This is a genomic window from Catenulispora yoronensis (assembly GCF_039531695.1).
In the GTDB taxonomy this organism is placed as follows: domain Bacteria; phylum Actinomycetota; class Actinomycetes; order Streptomycetales; family Catenulisporaceae; genus Catenulispora; species Catenulispora yoronensis.
Genome location: NZ_BAAAQN010000008.1, coordinates 191945 through 209850, shown reverse-complemented (window position 1 = coordinate 209850; position 17906 = coordinate 191945). Strand labels below are relative to the sequence as shown.

The 17906-nt window shown below is 71.2% G+C and carries 16 protein-coding genes; 7 read left to right on the top strand and 9 right to left on the bottom strand.

From position 1 onward, the window contains the following. Nucleotides 1-29: 29 nt before the first annotated feature. From ABD481_RS09890 to ABD481_RS09870, 5 genes are all read right to left on the bottom strand, one after another. Complete coding sequence (locus ABD481_RS09890) at nt 30-2483, bottom strand: GcvT family protein (protein WP_344665261.1); 2454 nt, start codon at nt 2481-2483, stop codon at nt 30-32. Between the two features lie 74 nt (nt 2484-2557). Further along, entirely contained in the window at nt 2558-3409 is an 852-nt protein-coding gene (locus tag ABD481_RS09885; protein WP_344665260.1) for a citrate/2-methylcitrate synthase, read from the bottom strand. Nucleotide 3410: 1 nt separating this feature from the next. Beyond that, nucleotides 3411-4211, bottom strand: a complete 801-nt coding sequence (locus tag ABD481_RS09880) for a CoA-transferase subunit beta (RefSeq protein ID WP_344665259.1) — start codon at nt 4209-4211, stop codon at nt 3411-3413. Continuing rightward, the gene (locus ABD481_RS09875; protein WP_344665258.1) at nt 4208-5128 is read right to left on the bottom strand and encodes a CoA transferase subunit A; all 921 of its coding nucleotides are present in this window, start codon (nt 5126-5128) and stop codon (nt 4208-4210) included. The genes ABD481_RS09880 and ABD481_RS09875 overlap by 4 nt, the downstream gene beginning before the upstream one ends. Further along, nucleotides 5113-6579, bottom strand: a complete 1467-nt coding sequence (locus ABD481_RS09870) for an aldehyde dehydrogenase family protein (RefSeq protein WP_344665257.1) — start codon at nt 6577-6579, stop codon at nt 5113-5115. The genes ABD481_RS09875 and ABD481_RS09870 overlap by 16 nt, the downstream gene beginning before the upstream one ends. A gap of 412 nt (nt 6580-6991) precedes the next feature. Between ABD481_RS09870 and ABD481_RS09865 the strand changes: the two genes are divergently transcribed. From ABD481_RS09865 to ABD481_RS09850, 4 genes are all read left to right on the top strand, one after another. Continuing rightward, nucleotides 6992-8188, top strand: a complete 1197-nt coding sequence (locus ABD481_RS09865; protein WP_344665256.1) for a 2-aminoethylphosphonate ABC transporter substrate-binding protein — start codon at nt 6992-6994, stop codon at nt 8186-8188. A gap of 118 nt (nt 8189-8306) precedes the next feature. Beyond that, a complete protein-coding gene (locus ABD481_RS09860; RefSeq protein WP_425559131.1) occupies nt 8307-9590 on the top strand; it encodes an ABC transporter ATP-binding protein in 1284 nt (427 codons plus the stop codon). Continuing rightward, nucleotides 9587-10528: a 2-aminoethylphosphonate ABC transporter permease subunit gene (locus ABD481_RS09855; protein WP_344665255.1), complete on the top strand. Its 942-nt coding sequence runs from the start codon at nt 9587-9589 to the stop codon at nt 10526-10528. The genes ABD481_RS09860 and ABD481_RS09855 overlap by 4 nt, the downstream gene beginning before the upstream one ends. Then, nucleotides 10509-11309 (top strand): ABC transporter permease, encoded by an 801-nt coding sequence (locus ABD481_RS09850; protein WP_344665254.1) that lies wholly within the window; start codon nt 10509-10511, stop codon nt 11307-11309. Before ABD481_RS09855 ends, ABD481_RS09850 begins: the two co-directional genes overlap by 20 nt. A gap of 124 nt (nt 11310-11433) precedes the next feature. On the opposite strand, the gene ABD481_RS09845 is transcribed toward ABD481_RS09850, so the two are convergent. Further along, nucleotides 11434-11727 carry a hypothetical protein gene (locus ABD481_RS09845; RefSeq protein WP_344665253.1) on the bottom strand — a complete coding sequence of 98 codons (294 nt, stop codon included), beginning with the start codon at nt 11725-11727 and terminating at the stop codon, nt 11434-11436. Nucleotides 11728-11873: 146 nt separating this feature from the next. Between ABD481_RS09845 and ABD481_RS09840 the strand changes: the two genes are divergently transcribed. Further along, nucleotides 11874-13577 (top strand): NAD-binding protein, encoded by a 1704-nt coding sequence (locus ABD481_RS09840; RefSeq protein ID WP_344665252.1) that lies wholly within the window; start codon nt 11874-11876, stop codon nt 13575-13577. Between the two features lie 104 nt (nt 13578-13681). Beyond that, complete coding sequence (locus ABD481_RS09835) at nt 13682-14416, top strand: DUF4190 domain-containing protein (RefSeq protein ID WP_344665251.1); 735 nt, start codon at nt 13682-13684, stop codon at nt 14414-14416. A 93-nt stretch (nt 14417-14509) separates the two neighbouring features. Here ABD481_RS09835 and ABD481_RS09830 read toward each other — a convergent pair whose 3' ends face one another. Both ABD481_RS09830 and ABD481_RS09825 read right to left on the bottom strand, forming a co-directional pair. Further along, a complete protein-coding gene (locus ABD481_RS09830; protein ID WP_344665250.1) occupies nt 14510-14905 on the bottom strand; it encodes an SCO5389 family protein in 396 nt (131 codons plus the stop codon). 122 nt (nt 14906-15027) lie between these two features. Next, on the bottom strand, nt 15028-15825 hold the full coding sequence (locus ABD481_RS09825) for a helix-turn-helix transcriptional regulator (protein WP_344665249.1): 798 nt from the start codon (nt 15823-15825) through the stop codon (nt 15028-15030). A gap of 61 nt (nt 15826-15886) precedes the next feature. Between ABD481_RS09825 and ABD481_RS09820 the strand changes: the two genes are divergently transcribed. Then, nucleotides 15887-16900: an SDR family NAD(P)-dependent oxidoreductase gene (locus tag ABD481_RS09820; protein WP_344665248.1), complete on the top strand. Its 1014-nt coding sequence runs from the start codon at nt 15887-15889 to the stop codon at nt 16898-16900. Nucleotides 16901-17001: 101 nt separating this feature from the next. Here ABD481_RS09820 and ABD481_RS09815 read toward each other — a convergent pair whose 3' ends face one another. Continuing rightward, a complete protein-coding gene (locus tag ABD481_RS09815) occupies nt 17002-17892 on the bottom strand; it encodes a carbohydrate kinase family protein (protein WP_344665247.1) in 891 nt (296 codons plus the stop codon). Between the last annotated feature and the right edge of the window lie 14 nt (nt 17893-17906).

Sequence of the window (17906 nt, the reverse complement as noted above, 5' to 3'; positions counted from 1 at the left end):
GAGCGTGCTCGCGGGGGCTTCGCCGTCCCTCAGGCCTTGGTACGGAGGGCCTCGGGGTCATAGGGGGCCCGCAGATGCGCCGCGGCGGCGTACCGGGTCCCGGCGATCTCGACCTCGTAGCGCCCGGAGCGCAGCCACTGGGCGTCGATCGGCGCGTCGTCGCGCTGCACATACCCCAGGCCCACCGCGGCGCCCAGGGTGGCGCCGTGGGCGCCGGAGCTGAGCGCTCCGACCGGGACGCCGTCGCGCAGCACCAGTTCCGAGCCCCACAGCACCGGCTCCGGATCGTCCAGGACGAACGCCGCCAGCTTGCGCGTCACGCCTTCGGCGCGGGCCTTCTCCACCGCCGCGCGGCCTCGGAAGTCCTTGTCCGTCCCGAGCTTGCAGGCGAACACCAATCCGGCCTCCACGGGGTTGTGGTCGGGCGTCAGCTCCCGGCCCCAGGCGCGGTAGGCCTTCTCCAGCCGCATCGCCTCGATGGCGTAGTAGCCGCCGTCGGCCGATCCGAACGCGGCGCCGGCTTCCTTCAGCGTCTCGTGGACCCCGACCGCGAACTCGGTGGGGATGTAGAGCTCCCAGCCGAGTTCCCCGACGTAGGTGATGCGGGTGGCCCGCACCGTCGCATAGCCGATGTCCACCGTCCGGCTGGTGCCGAACGGGAACGCGGCGTTCGAGAAGTCGGCTTTCGACACCGATTCCAACAGCCGGCGGGCCTCCGGGCCCATGACGCCGAGCACCGCGTAGGCGCTGGTGACGTCGACCAGCGCGACCCGCGCCTGCTCGGGCAGGCGCCGCTGGATGAAGTCGAAGTCGCGGGTGGTCTGCGCGGAGCCGGTGACGATCAGGAACTCGTCGGCGCCGGTGCGGGTGACGGTGAAATCGGATTCGTAGCCGCCGCGCTCGTTCAGCATCCCGGTGTAGACGGCGCGGCCGACCGGGACCGCGAGGTCCGCAGTACACAGGTAGTCCAATACCGCTTCGGCGTCGCGGCCTTTCAGCACGTACTTCGAGAACGACGTCTGGTCGAAGACCGCGACCCGCTCGCGGGTGGCGCGCTGCTCGGCGGCCGACAGCGCGAACCAGTTCTGCCGCCCGAGCGAGTACTCGACCGCGGGCGCGGCCCCCTCGGTGTCGAAGTAGTTTGCGCGCTCCCAGCCCATCTTGTTGCCGAAGACCGCGCCGTCCCGCGCAAGCAAGTGATAGATCGGCGAGCGCCGCAGCGGCCGCGCCGACTCCAGTTCCTTGTTCGGCCACGGCATCACGTAGTGCAGCCCGAGCGCTTCCTTCACCCGCTCGCGCAGCCAGGTCTCGTTGTCGTGGAACTTCGCGAACCGGCGGACGTCCACGCTGGACAGGTCGCGCTCGGGTTCGCCGGAGACGATCCACTCGGCCAGGGCCAGTCCGGCGCCGCCGGCGGAGGCGATGCCGGCGGAGTTGAACCCGCATCCGAGGTAGAGGTTCCGCACCTCCGGGGTCTCGCCGAGCAGGAACGCGCCGTCCGGGGTGAAGGACTCGGGGCCGTTGTAGAACTTCACCACGCCGGTCTCCTCCAGCGCCGGGACGCGGACGATGGCGTTCTCCATGAGGATCGCGAACTGGTCCCAGTCCTCGTCGAGCAGCGCGAACTCGAACGGTTCGGGGATGTCGTGCGGCCCGACCCAGGGCTTGGCGTCGGGTTCGAAACCGCCCATCACGAGTCCGCCGACTTCCTCCTTGAAGTAGACGTAGCCGTCGGGGTCGCGCAGCACCGGCAGGTCGCGGTGCACGCCGTCGATCTGGTCGGTGACGATGTAGAAGTGCTCGGCGGAGTGCAGCGGGACGGTGACGCCGGCCAGGGCGCCGACCTTCTTCGACCACTGACCCGCGGCGATCACCACGGTCTCGCACTCGATGTCGCCGAGGTCGGTCGAGACGCCGCGCGCGACGCCGTCGACCACGGTGATCCCGGTGACCTTGACGCCTTCCACGACCTTCGCACCGCCCTGCCGCGCGCCCTTGGCCAGCGACTGGGTCAGATCGGTGGGGTTGGCCTTGCCGTCGCCGGGCAGCCAGACCGCGCCGACCAGGTCGTCGGTGGCCATCACCGGCCACTTCGCACCGGCTTCGCGCGGCGAGATCAGTTCGGCCTCGACGCCGTGCGCCCGGGCCGAGGCGATGGAGCGCTTGATGTACTCCAGGCGCTGCGGGGTGCGGGCGACCTGGATCGACCCGCACTCCTTCCATCCGGTGGCCAGCCCGGTCTCGGCTTCCAGGCGCGCGTAGAGCTCGGTGGAGTACTTCATGAGCCGCGTCATCGACTCCTGGGCGCGCAGCTGGCCGACGAGGCCGGCGGCGTGCCAGGTGGTGCCGGAGGACAGGCGGCCCTGCTCCAGCACCACGACGTCGGACACGCCGAGCTTGGTCAGGTGGTAGGCCACCGAGCACCCGACGATGCCGCCGCCGATGACGACGATCTGCGCGCGGTCAGGGACGGACGCGGTCATGAAGTTCTCTGTCTTTCTGAGAGCACTTATATAAGGAGTGCGCGTTCGTGGGAGAGCGCGGCGGGTGGAGCGCGTCAGCCGGCGAGCGCGGTCGGCAGTTCGCGGTCGGCCGGGCCGTCGTACCAGTCCGGGCCCTGCATCTGGAGCGACAGCGGCTGCACCATGTCCGAGTTCTCCGACGCGCGCCAGCCCTTCTCGCGGGTCGACTCCTCGATGGAGTGCGCGCACAGCGACAGCGTGCGGCAGGTGATGAACATCGCCTTCATCTCCAGCGGCGAGTAGCCGGCGTCCAGGCCGATGCAGCCCATCGCGCCGGGGCCGTTGATCCACAGGCGCCGTCCGAAGACCTCGACGGTGGCGTCCTCCATGGCGCGGGCGATGGCGACGTACTTGCCGCTGATCCCCCACTTGTCGCTGAGCTCCAGCAGCCGCACGGTGCGGGGGTCGCGGATGTGCTGGGCGTGGTGGAAGCCGGGCATGTTCTCGCGGCGGGCGCGCATCTCCTGGACGGTGCGCGCGGCGGCCTCCTCGATGGAGATGCCCTCGTCCTCGGCGCGCTTCTCCACGCCGATGTACATGTTCGCGGGGCGGTCGGCGGTGCCGTGCAGGCGGCCGATGGCGGCGACGCCGGCCGAGACCGCGCCGTTCAGCTCGGCGCCGCCGGCGGTGGCGAAGCGGACGGTGGCCGAGGACGGGGACATGGCGTGCTCGGCCAGCGAGACCATCATCGCGTTGGTGATCTTGGCCTGGGCCTCGGTGGGCAGCTCGCCCTTGAGGACCAGGAACAGCATCTGGCCGAAGTCCAGGTTGCCCGTGAGCTCGTTGACGTCGTAGCCGCGCACGACGATGCGGTCGCGGTTCTTCCACGCGATGTCGGACTTCCAGTGGAAGGGGGTCTTCTCGGTCTGCTGGGTGCTCTCGGCCATCTCAGTGCTTTCCGTTAGTGAGGCGTTCGGGGAAGTAGCGGGACTCGGGGTCGAGCACGTCGCGCAGCAGCGCGAGGTGCTCGGCGGAGGGGGCGGCGACCACGGTCAGGTTGTCGGCCACGCGCGGCGTGAAGCCGGTGTTGGCCAGCACCTCCTCGACGGTCGCGCCGGGCATGAGGGCGGTGACCGTCAGCTCGCCGACGGTGTCGTCGCCCTCCATGACGCACAGGTCGGTGACCACCTTGACGCGCACCGGGTTCAGCCCGGCGCGGCGCCGCGCGCCGGGGCCGTCGAGGAACCCGGGGCTGGTGACGTAGTCGCAGCGTTCGGGGAAGCGGCGCTTCTCGTGGCTGGTCAGCACCACGATGGTGGCGCAGTGCGAGGCGATGTCGTTGGCGCCGCCGCTGCCGGGCAGCCGGACCCGGCCGGTGCCGCGCTCGATCCAGGTGGAGTTGATGTTGGCGCGGGCGTCGATCTGGGCGCCGCCGAGGAAGCCGGTGGCGACCAGGCCGCGCTGCACGAAGCCGCCGAGGGACTCGATGAGCGAGCCGAGCTTGGACGGCGCGTGCATGATCCGCGGGTCGACCACCGACAGCGGGGTGGGCACCACCTTGGGGAACACGACCCCTGACTCGATGAGCAGCCGGGCCCCGGGGGCGTGGGTGCGCTGCGCCACCAGTCCGGCCAGCAGCGGCAGTCCGGTGCCGGCGATCACACAGTCGCCGTCGGCGATCTGGCGCGCGCCCTCGAAGACCAGCAGCTCGCGGGGCAGCGCGCCCACGGCGGGTTCGGCGACCGTCACAGCAGGCTCCGCATCTGTTCGGCCATCGCGGTCCGCGCGGTCCGGTCCGGATCCGTCGCGGCCAGGTAGGCGGTGAAATCGGCGTGCGCCTCGACGTGCTCGGCGAGGAAGGCGCGCGGGCCCTCGTCCCCGGCCTTGGCGCGCTTCTGGTAGGCGTCGATCTCGGGCTCGTAGTAGTCGTAGCGGCGGTAGACGCTGGTCGGCCAGGCGCCCCAGGGCTGTTCCACGACCGCGCTGACGTAGGCGCCGGAGATGGTGACGCGCTCGGGCTGGTCGTCGAAGGCGCCGGCCGGGAGCACCTCCTCGACCGAGACGATGACGTGCCGGGAGGCCCGGACCATGTCGATCTCGTGGCTGGTGACGCCGTCGATGACCACGTTGCCGTCGGTGTCGGCGGCGTTGGCGTGGATCAGGGAGACGTCGGGGGTGCAGGCCCGCACCAGGACCACCGGCTCGCCGCTCCAGGGGTCGGCGGTGACCACCGCCTCGTCCTCGGCGACCAGGCGGTCCAGCACCGAGGAGCCGAGCAGCGAGCGCACCGGCATGAACGGCAGGCCCATGGCGCCGGCCAGGAACCGGGAGGCCATCGACAGGTGGGAGTAGTCGCGGACGGCGATCCGGTTGGCCTCCACGGCCCGGCGCCAGCTGAACAGCGTGCCGAACTTCTCCAGGTTGCCGCTGCCCTGCTCGGTGCGGACCACCAGGCCGGCGGCGACCAGCAGGTCCAGCGGCAGGGACAGGTTGCAGCCGACGACGGCGAGCTCGCCGATGCGCTGCCGGACCACCTCGTGCACCAGCGCCATCGGGCAGCGGTTGATGTTCTGGCCGCCGAGGCCGAGCACCGCGCCGGGTTCGACGAACCGCTCGACGGCCTCGGCGGCGGTGAGCACCTCGGTGGTGTTCAGTAGCTGATGCACGCCGACCGCCATTCGGTGTAGAAGTCCCAGACCTCGGGGGAGCATTCGGGCGCGCCGTACTGCGACTGCTTGGCGCCCATGTGCGGCAGGTGCGCGTAGGCGCCGACGCCGGGGCGGTTGACGTGCAGCATGCCGGCCTCGAACCGGTCCAGGGCCTCGAAGATGTGCGCCGGGTTCTGGGTGAAGATGGTGCCGGACATGCCGTACTTCACGGAGTTGCTGATCCGGATGGCGTCGTCGAAGCCGTCGCAGTCGATGACCGACAGCACCGGGCCGAAGATCTCCTCCTGGGCTATCTCGCTGTCCCAGGGGACGTCGCGCAGGACGGTGGGCTGGACGTAGTAGCCCTCCGGGACGCCCTCGGTGTGGCGGCCGCCGCCGACGGCGACCTGGGCGCCGACTTCCTGCGCCTTGGTGATGGCGTCCAGGCAGGCGGTCATCCGGTCCTCGTTGACGACCGGGCAGACGTCGGCGGCGGCGTCGAAGGGCTCGCCGACCTTCAGCGCGGCGACCTTCGCGACCACCTTCTCCAGCAGCGCCTCCTTGACGCGCACGTCCACGACGACCCGCGAGGTCGCCGAGCAGCGCTGCCCGGCCTGCCCGAAGGCGCCGAACACGATGGCCGCGGCGGCCTTGTCCAGGTCGGCGTCGGCGAGCACCAGCACCGCGTTCTTGCCGCCGAGCTCCAGCTGCGTCTTCATCAGCCGCCCGGCGCCGGCCTGGTGGATGGCGCGGCCGACCGGGAGCGAGCCGGTGAAGGAGATGCCGGCCACCCGGGGGTCGTTCGTCAGCGCCTCGCCGGGCTCGCGGTCGCCCTGCACCAGGTTCAGCACGCCGGCCGGCAGCCCGGCGTCGGCGAACGCCTGCACCAGCAGCGCCGCGGAGTACGGGGTGAACGGCGAGGGCTTCAGGATGCTGGTACACCCGGCGACCAGCGCCGGCGCCACCTTCCAGATCGGGATGGTGAGCGGGAAGTTCCACGGCGTGATCAGCCCGACCACGCCGATCGGCTGCCGGAACGTTATGGCGACGGTCCGCGGCTCCTCGGCCGGGGTGGTGTAGCCGTTGAGCCGCCGCCCCTCCCCGGCGGTGAAGTCCAGGATCGCCATGCCGCGGCGGACCTCGCCGAGCGCCTCCTTGTAGAGCTTGCCCTGCTCCCGGCTGATGGCGCGGGCGAACTCGTCCTCGCGCTCGCCGATGATCCGCTCGGCCCGGCGCACGAACTCGGCGCGCTTGATCGGCCCGAGGGCCCGCCACGCGGGGAGCGCGGCCGCGGCGGCGTCCACGGCGCGCGTCGCGTCGGCGGCGGTGGACTCGGCGAAGTGCCCGACCACGTCGGAGGTGTCGGCGGGGCTCACGTTCGGCCGGGTGCCGCCGGACACGGCCGGGGCCCAGGCGCCGTCGACGAAGTTGCCGAGGTGCTCGGGCCGGACGGGGTGTTGATCAACCATGGTTCCTACCTTGGGGTGGGCACGGGCTCTCGCCAAGACCGCACTTCGGCATGGACTTGATAGGCGCCGCTTATGGCGGCGGCCGGTCGGCGCGCCGATCAGCAGCCGGTCGGCGGCGGGTCGGCGGTCGATGGTGACAGCTCCGTGAAGGCCTGGATGAACACTGCGTTAACCGTCGGGGGATCTGAGGGACCGGCCTGCGGCGGAGCGTTCGGCTATGGCCCCCATAGCCGCTAAGGCGGTTGGCCGCCCTGCCTGCGGGCGGAACACTGCGGAGCACGGGACTCCACCTGCTGCGCGATGTCCGAACACGAATGTTCACCAGGCGAATGCCTGTCAGTCACTTGCAACCGCGAAGGTACGGCTCCGAGTCCTCCAAAACCCGGAGATATCCACTTAGAAGGGCATACCCATGTCGCAAGTTCTGTCCCGCCGCTTCGGCGCGCTCCTGGCCGTCGGCGGGCTGGCGCTGACCGGCCTGACTGCTTGTTCCTCGTCCAAGTCGCAGTCCTCCGGCGCCGGCTCCACCGGCGGCGGCACCGCCGCGGCCACCACCCCGGCCGCCGCGGCCACCTCGTGCCCGGCGCTGGGCGCCGCGGCGCCGACCGACGCGGCCAAGGCCGAGGGCTCGGGCGGCACCGTGAGCATCTACAGCGCCGACGGCCTGTACGACACCAAGGACGACAACAACTGGTACAACCAGGAGTTCAAGAAGTTCACCGCGCTGACCGGCATCAAGGTCGAGTACACCGAGGACGGCTCGGGCGGCGTGGAGACCAAGGTCGACCAGGAGAAGGCGAACCCGAAGGCGGACGTCATCGTCACGCTGCCGCCCTTCATCCAGAAGGCGGCCGCCTCCGGCCTGCTCCAGGCCTACAGCCCGGCGTGCGTGGACAAGGTGGACCCCTCGCTGGTGGACAAGAGCGGCCAGTGGGAAGCCATCATGGGCAACTACCTGTCCTTCATCTACAACACCAAGCAGCTGCCCGACGGCCCGCCGAAGACCTGGAACGACCTGCTGGACCCGAAGTTCGCCAAGAAGCTCCAGTACTCCACGCCGGGCGTGGCCGGCGACGGCACCGCGGTGATGATCAAGGCGATCCACGACTTCGGCAGCCGGGACGCGGCGTGGGACTTCTTCAAGAAGCTCCAGTCCAACAACGTCGGCCCGTCCAGCTCCACCGGCAAGCTGGAGTCCAAGGTCAACACCGGCGACCTGCTGGTGGCCAACGGCGACGTGCAGATGAACTACGTCGACAGCAAGAGCCAGTACCCGAACAACAAGATCTTCTTCCCGGCCGGCGCCGACGGCAAGCCCACCACCTTCTCGCTGCCCTACATGGCCGGCCTGGTCAAGGGCGCGCCGCACGCCGACAACGGCAAGAAGCTGATCGACTTCCTGCTCTCCGAGCAGGCCCAGCTGGACGCCTCGAAGATCGCCTACGGCTTCCCGGCCCGCACCGACGTCAAGCCCACCGACGACAACTACGCCTCGATCAACGCGCTGCTCCAGGGCGTCGAGGTGTTCCCGGTGGACTGGACCGACGTGGCCAAGAACTACAACAGCGACGTGAAGGCCTGGGACGAGGCCACCGGCACCCCGAGCTGACCGGTGCCCGCACAATAGCCCCACCTGGTGTCCCGCCCCGCACTTCGGGGGCGGGACACCTACCCGTATTTCCGAGCTCGAAGCTTTCCCGTATCCCGAAGCGCATCCAGGAGTGACCATGACCGAAGCCGAGGCAGGCCGGCCGGACCGGCGACCAGCGAGCCCGCGGGGCGGCGGCATCCGCTTCGAAGACGTGACCGTCGCCTACAACGGCACGGTCGTGCTCGACTCCTTCGCGCTGGAGGTGGCCCCCGGCGAGGTGGTGGCGCTGCTCGGGCCGTCCGGCTCGGGCAAGACCACGGCGCTGCGCGCGGTCGCCGGGTTCGTGCGGCCGGCGTCCGGGCGGGTGTTCGTCGGCGGGCAGGACGTCACCGACCTGCCGCCGTACAAGCGCGGCCTGGGCATGGTGGTGCAGCAGTACGCGCTGTTCCCGCACATGCGGGTGGAGCAGAACGTGGCGTTCGGCCTCAAGGCGCAGAAGGTCGCCAAGGCCGAGGTCCCCGGCCGGATCGCCGAGGCGCTGCGGATGACCGGCATGTCCCAGTACGCCAAGCGCTATCCGCGCGAGCTGTCCGGCGGCCAGCAGCAGCGGGTGGCCATCGCCCGCGCGCTGGCCATCCAGCCCTCGGTGCTGCTGCTGGACGAGCCGCTGTCGGCGCTGGACGCGCAGCTGCGCAGCGGGATGCTGGCGGAACTGGCGCGGCTGCACCGCGAACTGCCCGATGTCAGCATCCTGTACGTGACGCACGACCAGATCGAGGCCCTGACCCTGGCCGACCGGATCGCGGTGATGAACGAGGCCCGGCTGGTCGAGGTGGGGACGGCGCGCGAGCTGTACAAGCGGCCCGGCACCGAGTTCGCCGCCGGCTTCGTCGGCAACTCCAACCTGCTGCCGGTGACCGTCGAGGGCTGCGAGGCGCACGCCGACGGATCGTTCCGGGCCACGGTGCGGATCGCCGAGGGCGCCGACCCGGTGGTCGCCAGCTGCGCCGAGCCCGCCGAGGCCGGGGCCGGGCGCACGCTGTGCCTGCGGCCGCACCTGCTGGACCTGGCCGCCGCCGACCACCACGACAACTCCTTCACCGGCAAGGTCACCGAGGTGCAGTGGCGCGGGTCGGCGCACCGGGTGTTCGCCGACGTGCACGGGCACGAGGTGCGGCTGGACACCACCGAGCTGCGGAACCCGCCGGCCATCGGCGACGAGGTGTGGCTGCACTTCTCGGCCGAGGACGCGGTGCTGATACCGGCGCGGGGTGGGGCTGTTGGTGGGGCTGATGGTGGTGTCGGCGGGGCGGTTGGCGGGGCAACCGGCGGCGTTGGTGACGTTGGCGGCGCTGGTGGCGACGTAACCGGCGGCTCGGTTACCGACACGGCTACCGACACGGTCGGCGGCGCGCGATGAGCGCGGTGACCGAGCTGCCGCCGACCATGCCGGCCACCCCGGGCGGGCGGCCCGCGACGGCGCCGAACAAGGCGCGGTTCTCCGCGGTGTGGCTGTGGTCCACGCCCCCGGTGCTGCTGCTGGCCGCGGCGTTCCTGTATCCGCTGTATCTGGTGGTGAAGCAGGCCGTCGAGGGCAGCCCGCCGGACCCGTCGAACCCGTTCAAGGTGACGACGTCGTTCTCGGACACGCTGAAGGACCCCGGCACGCGGACGGTGGTGAAGAACACCATCGAGATGGCGGTCTACTCCACGGCCGGCTGTCTGGTGATGGGATTCCTGCTGGCGCTGATCATCGCGTTCGTACCGTTCCCCGGGGCGCGGGCGGTGTCGCGGTTCGTCGACGTGTTCCTGTCGTTCCCGTCGTTCCTGATCACCGTGTCGATCATGTTCCTGTACGGCCGGGTGGGGATGGTGAACCACATCGTGTCCTCGCTGACCGGCGGCGCGCACGACACCCCGGTCAACTTCATCGAGTACTCGCCGTGGGGCATCTGGCTGGCGGAGCTGATCTACTTCACGCCGTTCGTGATGCGCCCGCTGCTGACCGCGTTCTCGCAGCTGGACTCCGGACAGCTGGAGGTCGCCGCCTCGCTGGGGGCGCGGCCGGGCCGGGTGGTCCGCCAGGTGATCCTGCCCGAGGCGCTGCCCGCCTTGTTCGCGGGCGGCTCGCTGGTGCTGATGCTGACGATGAACGAGTACGGCATCGTGTCCTTCACCGGCGCGAAGTACCAGACACTGCCGGTGCTGATCGAGAACTTCGCCAAGCAGCAGACCAACTACGCCGGAGCCTGCGCCCTGGCCGTCATCAACATCGTGCTGTCGCTGGCGCTGTTCGGCGGCTACCGCGTACTGCTCGCCCGGATGTCTGGAGGCCGTCGTGCTGCTGTACACGCGTAGGGCACAGCGGATCGCCTGGGCGGTCTTCGCGTTCTTCTTCGGGCTGCTGTTCGTGCTGCCGTTCGGCGTGCTGGTGCTGGCGGCGTTCACCCGGCAGTGGAACGGGGCGTTCCCGTCGTCGTACACGTTCTCCAACGTCACCGCGGCGTTCCACAAGGACCCGCTCGACGGCCTGGAGACCTCGCTGATCACGGCACTGCTGTCCAGCCTGATCGCCCTGGCGGTCGGCACCTGGGCGGCGCTGGCGCTGGACGCGATGCGCCACCGCGCCGGCAAGACCCTGATCCAGACGGTGTTCATGCTGCCGATAGCGGTGCCCTCGGTAGTAGTGGGCCTGGCCCTGCTGGTCGCCTTCTCCCAGGGGCCGGTGCTGCTGAACGGCACGAACACGATCGTGGTGATGGCCCACTCGATCCTGGTGACGGCCTACGCCTTCCAGCAACTGTCGGCCGCGATCACCCGCCTGGACCCGGCTTACGAACAAGCCGCGGCCTCGCTCGGAGCCCGGCCGTACTACACACTGCTGCGGGTAAAGCTGCCGCTGCTGCTCCCGGCCCTGACCGGCTCACTGGCCCTGTGCTTCGCCCTGTCGATGGGCGAACTCGGCGCGACAGCCATGGTCTACTCCGCGAACTGGACAACCGTGCCACTGCGGATCTACGCCCTCGACGACCGCGGCCACCAGTTCGTCGCGGCGGCGGTGACCGCGGTGATGATGACGATCACGTTGGCGGTACTGCTGGTGATCTCGCGGATCCGGACGCGGGCGAACTATCGGTGAGACTGCGAAGGTCCCGAGGGCCCGGGCTTTGACGGGCCCTCAGGAATCCTTTCGCTATAGAACGCTGACCACTCCGGTGAGTGTGATTACAGCGGCAGCGCTGCCTCATAGATCAGGCCGTAGCTCATGCTGCGTGTTGAGCCCGCTCCTTCTCCCAGCGCTCCCGATAGCCGGGAAACGCTTCGTCGAAGGGGATGCCCTCGCCGGTCGCCATGCTCTGGTCGGACCTCACCGCCTCCAGCATGCCCGCCTTGTTCAGCGCGGCGATGATGAACCAGTGCGTGAAGGTCCGCTGCCACTCGTCGACGTGCGTCGTCTCCATCGCCTCATTGAACTCGGCGACCTCGTCCTCCGGCAGCGCGGCGCGGACCGCGGTGATGGTTCGGTCCAGGCGGACCGTATATTTGCCGTCAGTCATGTTTCTTCCCTTCATTTCCGACCCGCACCATTGGCCATGCTGCCAGAAGAAATGCCGCGGTGTCTCGCGACACACGAAAGTCGCCACCGGGTTCTCCCTCCGCGCCGTCACTCCGTCCGTTCACCCAGGCCCGCTACTATTCGGGCATGTCAGACCACTTCATCGTGGTGGGGGGAAACGCCCTGGCGCACCGGTTGGCGATCGAGCTGACGGAGCAGTACGACGCGCAGGCCGCGGCTATCGTTCCGGCTGAGGAGACGCCGCACGTCGTGCAGCTCGGGAAGGTGCTCGGGGCCGACGGGGTGATCGTCGACGGGGCGGTGACCGAGGAGTCGTTGCGGCGGGCCGGGATCGATCGGGCCCGGGCCATCGCCTTCGTCGACGGGGACGACCGCGCCAATATCCACGCCGCCATGCGGGCCGCGGCGCTGCGGCCTGGTATCAGTATCGTGATTCGGATGTTCAATCAGCGGCTGGGGCGGCACATCGCGCAGCTGGTCGCCAACTGCACGGTGCTCTCGGCTTCGGCCACCGCGGCGCCCGCATTCGTCAACGCCGCGTTGCAGCGGCCGCATTCGGTCACCGCCGGGGGCCGGACATTGTGGATAGCCCGGGGGACGCAGATCGATATGCGGCAGACGCCGTTCCTGATCGCCGCGGATGTCGACCGGGACCGGCCGGCCGATATCGACATGCTGCCGGAGGTCGCCGCGCGCAGCCGGACACAGGAGTGGATGCTGCTGCAGGAGCGCTCGACGGAGCACGCGGCCTTGCAGTTCCTCGACGTCTCGCACACCGACCTGGTCGGGAATCAGGCCTCGACCACGACCCGGATGTGGTGGCGGGCCGTCGACGCGCTGCGCTTCTTCACCTCCGCCAAGCTGCGCACGGTGCTGATCGCCGCGGTGGTGACGCTGCTGGTGGCGTTCTCCGGCATCTGGCTGCTGGCCCGGCCGTTCGGCTGGGCGCTGTACGAGAGCCTGCTCGACGTCGCCGGTTCGGCGGTGCCGGACGTGTACGGGCAGCCCAGTGCGGTCGGCGGGGACTGGCAGCGGATCTTCCAGGTCGCGATCACGCTGTCCGGCGTGGTGCTGATGCCGGTCGTGACGGCGGTGTTCGTCGAGGGCACCGCCGCGCGGCGGGGTGTGCGCACCCGGCAGCCGGGCACCGGCCTGCGCGGCCACGTGGTGGTGGTCGGCCTGGGCAACGCCGGCACCCGGGTCACCACGCTGTTCCACGACCTCGGCGTGCCGGTGGTCGGGGTCGAGCGCGACCCCGAGGCCCGCGGCATCGCCGCCGTGCACGGCCTGGACGTCCCGGTGGTGACCGGCGACCGCCCGATCGACGACGCCCTGCGCCGCGCCCAGATCGCCCGGGCCCGGGCGGTGGTGGCGGTGACCGGCGACGACGTGGCCAATCTGGAGGCCGCGCTGGAGTCCCGCGCCATCAACCCCGACGTCCGCGTCGTGGTCCGGCTGTTCGACGACGACTTCGCCTCCCACGTCTACACCGAGTTCGGCAACACCGCCTCCCGCTCGGTGTCCTACCTGGCCGCCCCGGCGTTCGCGGCGGCGATGATGGGCCGCGAGGTGCTCGGGACACTGTCGGTGCTCCGCAAGGTCCTGCTGATCGCCGAGGTCGCGGTCGAGCCGGACTCGGCGCTGGCCGGCGCCGCCCAGCGCGCCCTGGACCGCCCGGGCCTGACCCGGGTGCTGGCGGTCCGCCGGGCCGGCAGCACCGAGTTCGACTGGTCCGGCGCCGACCGGGGGCGCGCGCTGGTCGCCGGCGACCTGCTGATCGTGGCCGCGACCCGGGCCGGATTCGGCGGACTGCCGGGGCTGGTGGGGTAGCCGGCCCGAAAACCGGCCCGAACCATGGTCAGCGGGCTTCCGGAGCGGAATACTGGGCGGGCCCGGCTCGGGCACCAGGTGGGCAATGGGGAGGCAGAACACTGATGAGCTACAACCCGGAAGGCGACGCCGCGTCGGGGAACCCGATCCAGGACCGGATCCCGGAGGGCTACCCGCCGCCGAACGCGTGGCACGCGCCCGGAGGCGAGGCGCCCCCCACCGCGCCCGGCTTCCCGGCGCCCGCCACCCTGGCCGGCTACCCGGCGCCGGACGGCCGCGGCCCGGTCGGCTTCCCGGCCCCGCCCGGCCAGTTCGCACAGTCCGGCCAGTCCGGCCAGTCCGGCTACTCCGAGTACGCCGGTCAGCCCGACTACTCCGGCTACTCCGGCCAGTCCGTACCCCCGGGCTTCCCCGCGCCGCCCCCGGGACCGGCCCAGATCGGATACGGCCCCGGCCCGCAACCCGGCCCTCCGCCCGGGTACGGCCCGCCGGCCCCGGGCTACGGTCCGCCCGGATACGGTCCCCCGGCCCCCGGCTACGGCCCGCCCGGCTACCCGCCCCCGCCCTACGGCCCCTACCTCGTGCGCAAGACCAACGGCATGGCGGTCACCGGCATGGTGCTCGGCATCGTCAGCCTGGTCCTGTTCTGGGCCTGGTTCTTCGGCCCGGTCCTGGCCGTGCTGGGCCTCATCTTCAGCGGCGTCGGGATCTCGCAGTGCGGCCGCACCGGGCAGGAGGGCAAGGGCATGGCGATCGCCGGGCTGGTCTGCTCGCTGATCTCGGCGTCGTTGTGGGTGCTGCTGGTCATCGCGGTGGAGTCGTTCGTCCATAGTCTGTGACGCTCCGCCCGGCCGCCCATCCGCCCGTCCGCCCGCGGAGCCCCGAGCCCGGAGCCCCGAGCCGCCCGTCGCGGCTCGGGGCTCCGCGCGTCCTCAGCAGTCCCGGAACTCCGGGGACTGGTTCAGGATCTGCGACCGCTCCGACGTGAAGGTCCGGTAGGTCCGCGAATCCGCGGCGCCCGGCCGGAACACCGCCACCCGGTGGCAGTTCTGGAACGCGAGCTTCACCGCGAACCGGCGCTCCAGGCTGCCGCGGATGGCGTCCGAGGCCAGCGCGCGCAGCAGCTGGCCGCGCTCGGCCTCGGTCGGCGCGGTCCGGTTGTCGGCGAACTCGCGGGCCGGATCGCCGGCGTGCAGGTCCGCGGCCAGCTTCTCGACCAGCGTGTAGGCGTACGGCAGCGAGGCCGCGACGGTGGCGGCGAACTCCGCCTCGTCCACGTCGCCGACTTCGGCCTGCCGCAGCAGGGTCGGCGCGACGTCCAGGGACATCAGGGCACTCCCTCTCTCGGGTCTCTCGGGCCTCTCCGGCCCCTCGGCACACTATCGACAATGAATGTCGTTTTCAGTAACCGAGGATAGCCCGGTCCCGGGAAGCCGGCGGGGTCCTCGCCTCACACCGGCGTGTCGCGAGCGTTGAACAGCACCGCGAGCTGCGTCCGGCTGGCGCAGGACGTCGCGGCCAGCACCCGCGTCAGGTGCTTCTTCACCGTGTCCACGCCGATGAACAGCCGTCCGGCGATCTGCCGGTTGGTCAGCCCCTGCGCGGCGAGGTCGGCCACGTCCCACTCGCGCGGCGTCAGCCGCCACCGGTTGTGCGCCGCGCGGACCCGGTGCCGGGCCAGCTGCTCGGTCGCCAACGGCGCGAGGTGGCGGCGCAGCACGCGCAGCACCGCCAGATCGCGGTCCGGGACCCGCGGCACCCCGTCCCGCACCGCCACGCTGACCAGCAGGACCCCGGACGGACCGGCGTCGATCAGCATCGCGGCCTTGTCGGTGACGCCGTGCGGACGCAGGTACTGGCTCACGAACGGGGAGTCCGAGGCGATGTCGGACAGCCGCAGCACTCCGGCGTCGGCCAGCCGGACCAGGAACGCCTCGGAGCGGAACGGGTCCTCCAGCACCCAGCCATCGGCGTACCGGGCCATGAACTCGGCCGAGTACCCGGACTGCACGCCGCAGCCCGCCTCCAACGCGTCCGCCGAGGTGTCGCCGTGCAGGACGGTGACCCCGAGGAATCCGAACCAGGTCTTCAGCGCCCGCACCAGCCGCTCCCGGAACTCGGCGAGGTCCCCGGCCCGGTCGACGGCCTCCACCACGCCGATCGCGCGCCGGTAGTCCTCAGGGCTCAGCGGCTCGTCGGCGGGCAGCGGGCGGGGTTTCGGCGCGGGGCCGGGCAGCGCGACGGTCACGCCCTCGATGTTCCACCTTCGGGCCATACCGGGGCCAGCCGTGTCCGCCGACGATGGAGGCATGAACGACGCGAGCTTCGAGAGCTTCGAGAACACCGCTGGAACCGGCGCCGCCGCCATCACCCCCGCCATCACCCCCGCCATCACCCCCGCCATCACCCCCGCCATCACCCCCACCACCACCCCCGGCGACACCCCCGGCGACACCGCCCTGGCCGGCACCACCTCCGGCACCTCCCCCGCCGCCCGCCGCTGGTTCATCACCGGCGCCAACAGCGGCTTCGGCCTGGCCTTCGTCCACGCCGCCCTGGCCGCCGGCGACGAGGTGGTCGCCGCCGTGCGCCGCCCGGAGGTCTTTCAGATACCGCCGCTGCGCGAGCTCGCCGCGTCGTCCGCCGGCCACCTCACCGTCGTCGAACTCGACGTCCGCGACGCCGCCGGCCGCGCCCGCGCGGTCCAGGCCGCGGGCCGGATCGACATCCTGGTCAACAACGCCGGCTACGGCATCCTCGGCGCGTTCGAGGAGGTCCGGGACGCCGAGCTGCGCGACGCCTTCGAGGTGATGTTCTTCGGCCCCGTCGCGCTGACCCAGCTGGTCCTGCCCCAGATGCGGGACCGCCGCGCCGGCACCGTCGTGCAGATCAGCAGCATGGGCGGACTGCTCTCCTTCCCCGGCGTCGGCTCCTACAGCGCCGCGAAGGGCGCCCTGGAGCTGGCCAGCGAGGCGCTCGCCGCCGAGGTGGCGCCGCTGGGGATCAAGGTACTGATCGTCGAGCCCGGCGCCTTCCGCACCGGCTTCGCGGCCCCGTCCGCGCTCCAGCCGGCGGCCTCCCGGATCGCCGACTACGACGCCACGTCGGGCGCGACCCGCGAAGCCCTGGCGAGCGCCGACGGCTCCCAGGAAGGCGACCCGGCGAAGGCCGCCGCCGCGGTGCTGGAAGTCCTGGGCCGCCCGGAGCCGCCGCTGCGCCTGGCCCTGGGCAACGACTCGATCGACGCGATCCGCGCGAAGCTCACGGCGGTCGGGGCGGATCTGGACGCCACCGAGAAGCTGGGGCGGTCCATGGCGGTGTAGCCGACGCCGCGCCGCCGATCCGCTCGGCAAAGACTGCCGAATCAGCAGTCAGATCAGCAGTTAGATCAGCAGTCTGATGGGCAGTCCGATCGGCAGTCCGATCAGCCGGTCAGGTCCGACTCCGTGGCGAACCGTTCGGCCGTCCCGAGCACCGTGCAGGCGAACGCCCCGGCGACCAGCCCGCGCCGCATGCACTCCTCGACCTCGTCGCCTCGCAGCACGCCGGTCATGAATCCGGAGACGAACGCGTCGCCCGCCCCGTTGGAGTCCACCACGGGTGCGGGCGGCGTGACGGCCGGGAAGTGGCGGACATCGTCGGTCTCCCGCGTCGCCAGATACGCGCCGCGCGCACCGTCCGTGGCCACGACGGTCCTGGCCCGGCCCCGGACGAGAACGTCCCGAAGGACCGCGTCGCGGCGGTCGCCGAGGTTCGCCGCGCTCATGAACACGTGGTCGGCGGCGTGGGCGAAGGGCTTGTGGTGCTCGTTGACACCATCCCAGTCGTGCAGATCCGTCGAGATCGACGCCCCGCTCCGCAGCACCGCCGGCAGCACGTGCCGCGCGTGCCAGGCGATGGACACATGCACATGGCGCGTCCGGGCGAGCCAGCCCTCGTAGAAACTCTCGGGCAGGTACTGCCCTTCCACGGAGCGCGGGTCGAAGAACGACATCCGCCTGCCGTCCGCCGCCGACACCAGGTTCACGGCGCGCGTGGTCCCGGCGGCCGACGGCAGCCAGGAGAAGTCGAGCTTCTCCTCCTCGAACCGGCGCAGGATCATCGCCCCGAAGTCGTCCTCACCGAGGAAGTCGATGAACTTCACGCGCAGCCCCAGCGAGCGGCTCGCCATGGCCACGGCGGTGCCGGTGTGGGCCACGTAGGAGATGACCGGGTCCACTATCACCGAGTCCGCGTACGGCATCGGCAGCTCCGGCACGCGGATGATCGTGTCGATCCCCGCGCCGCCGATCACCAGCACATCGAACTCAGCCATCGATGACCTGCCCT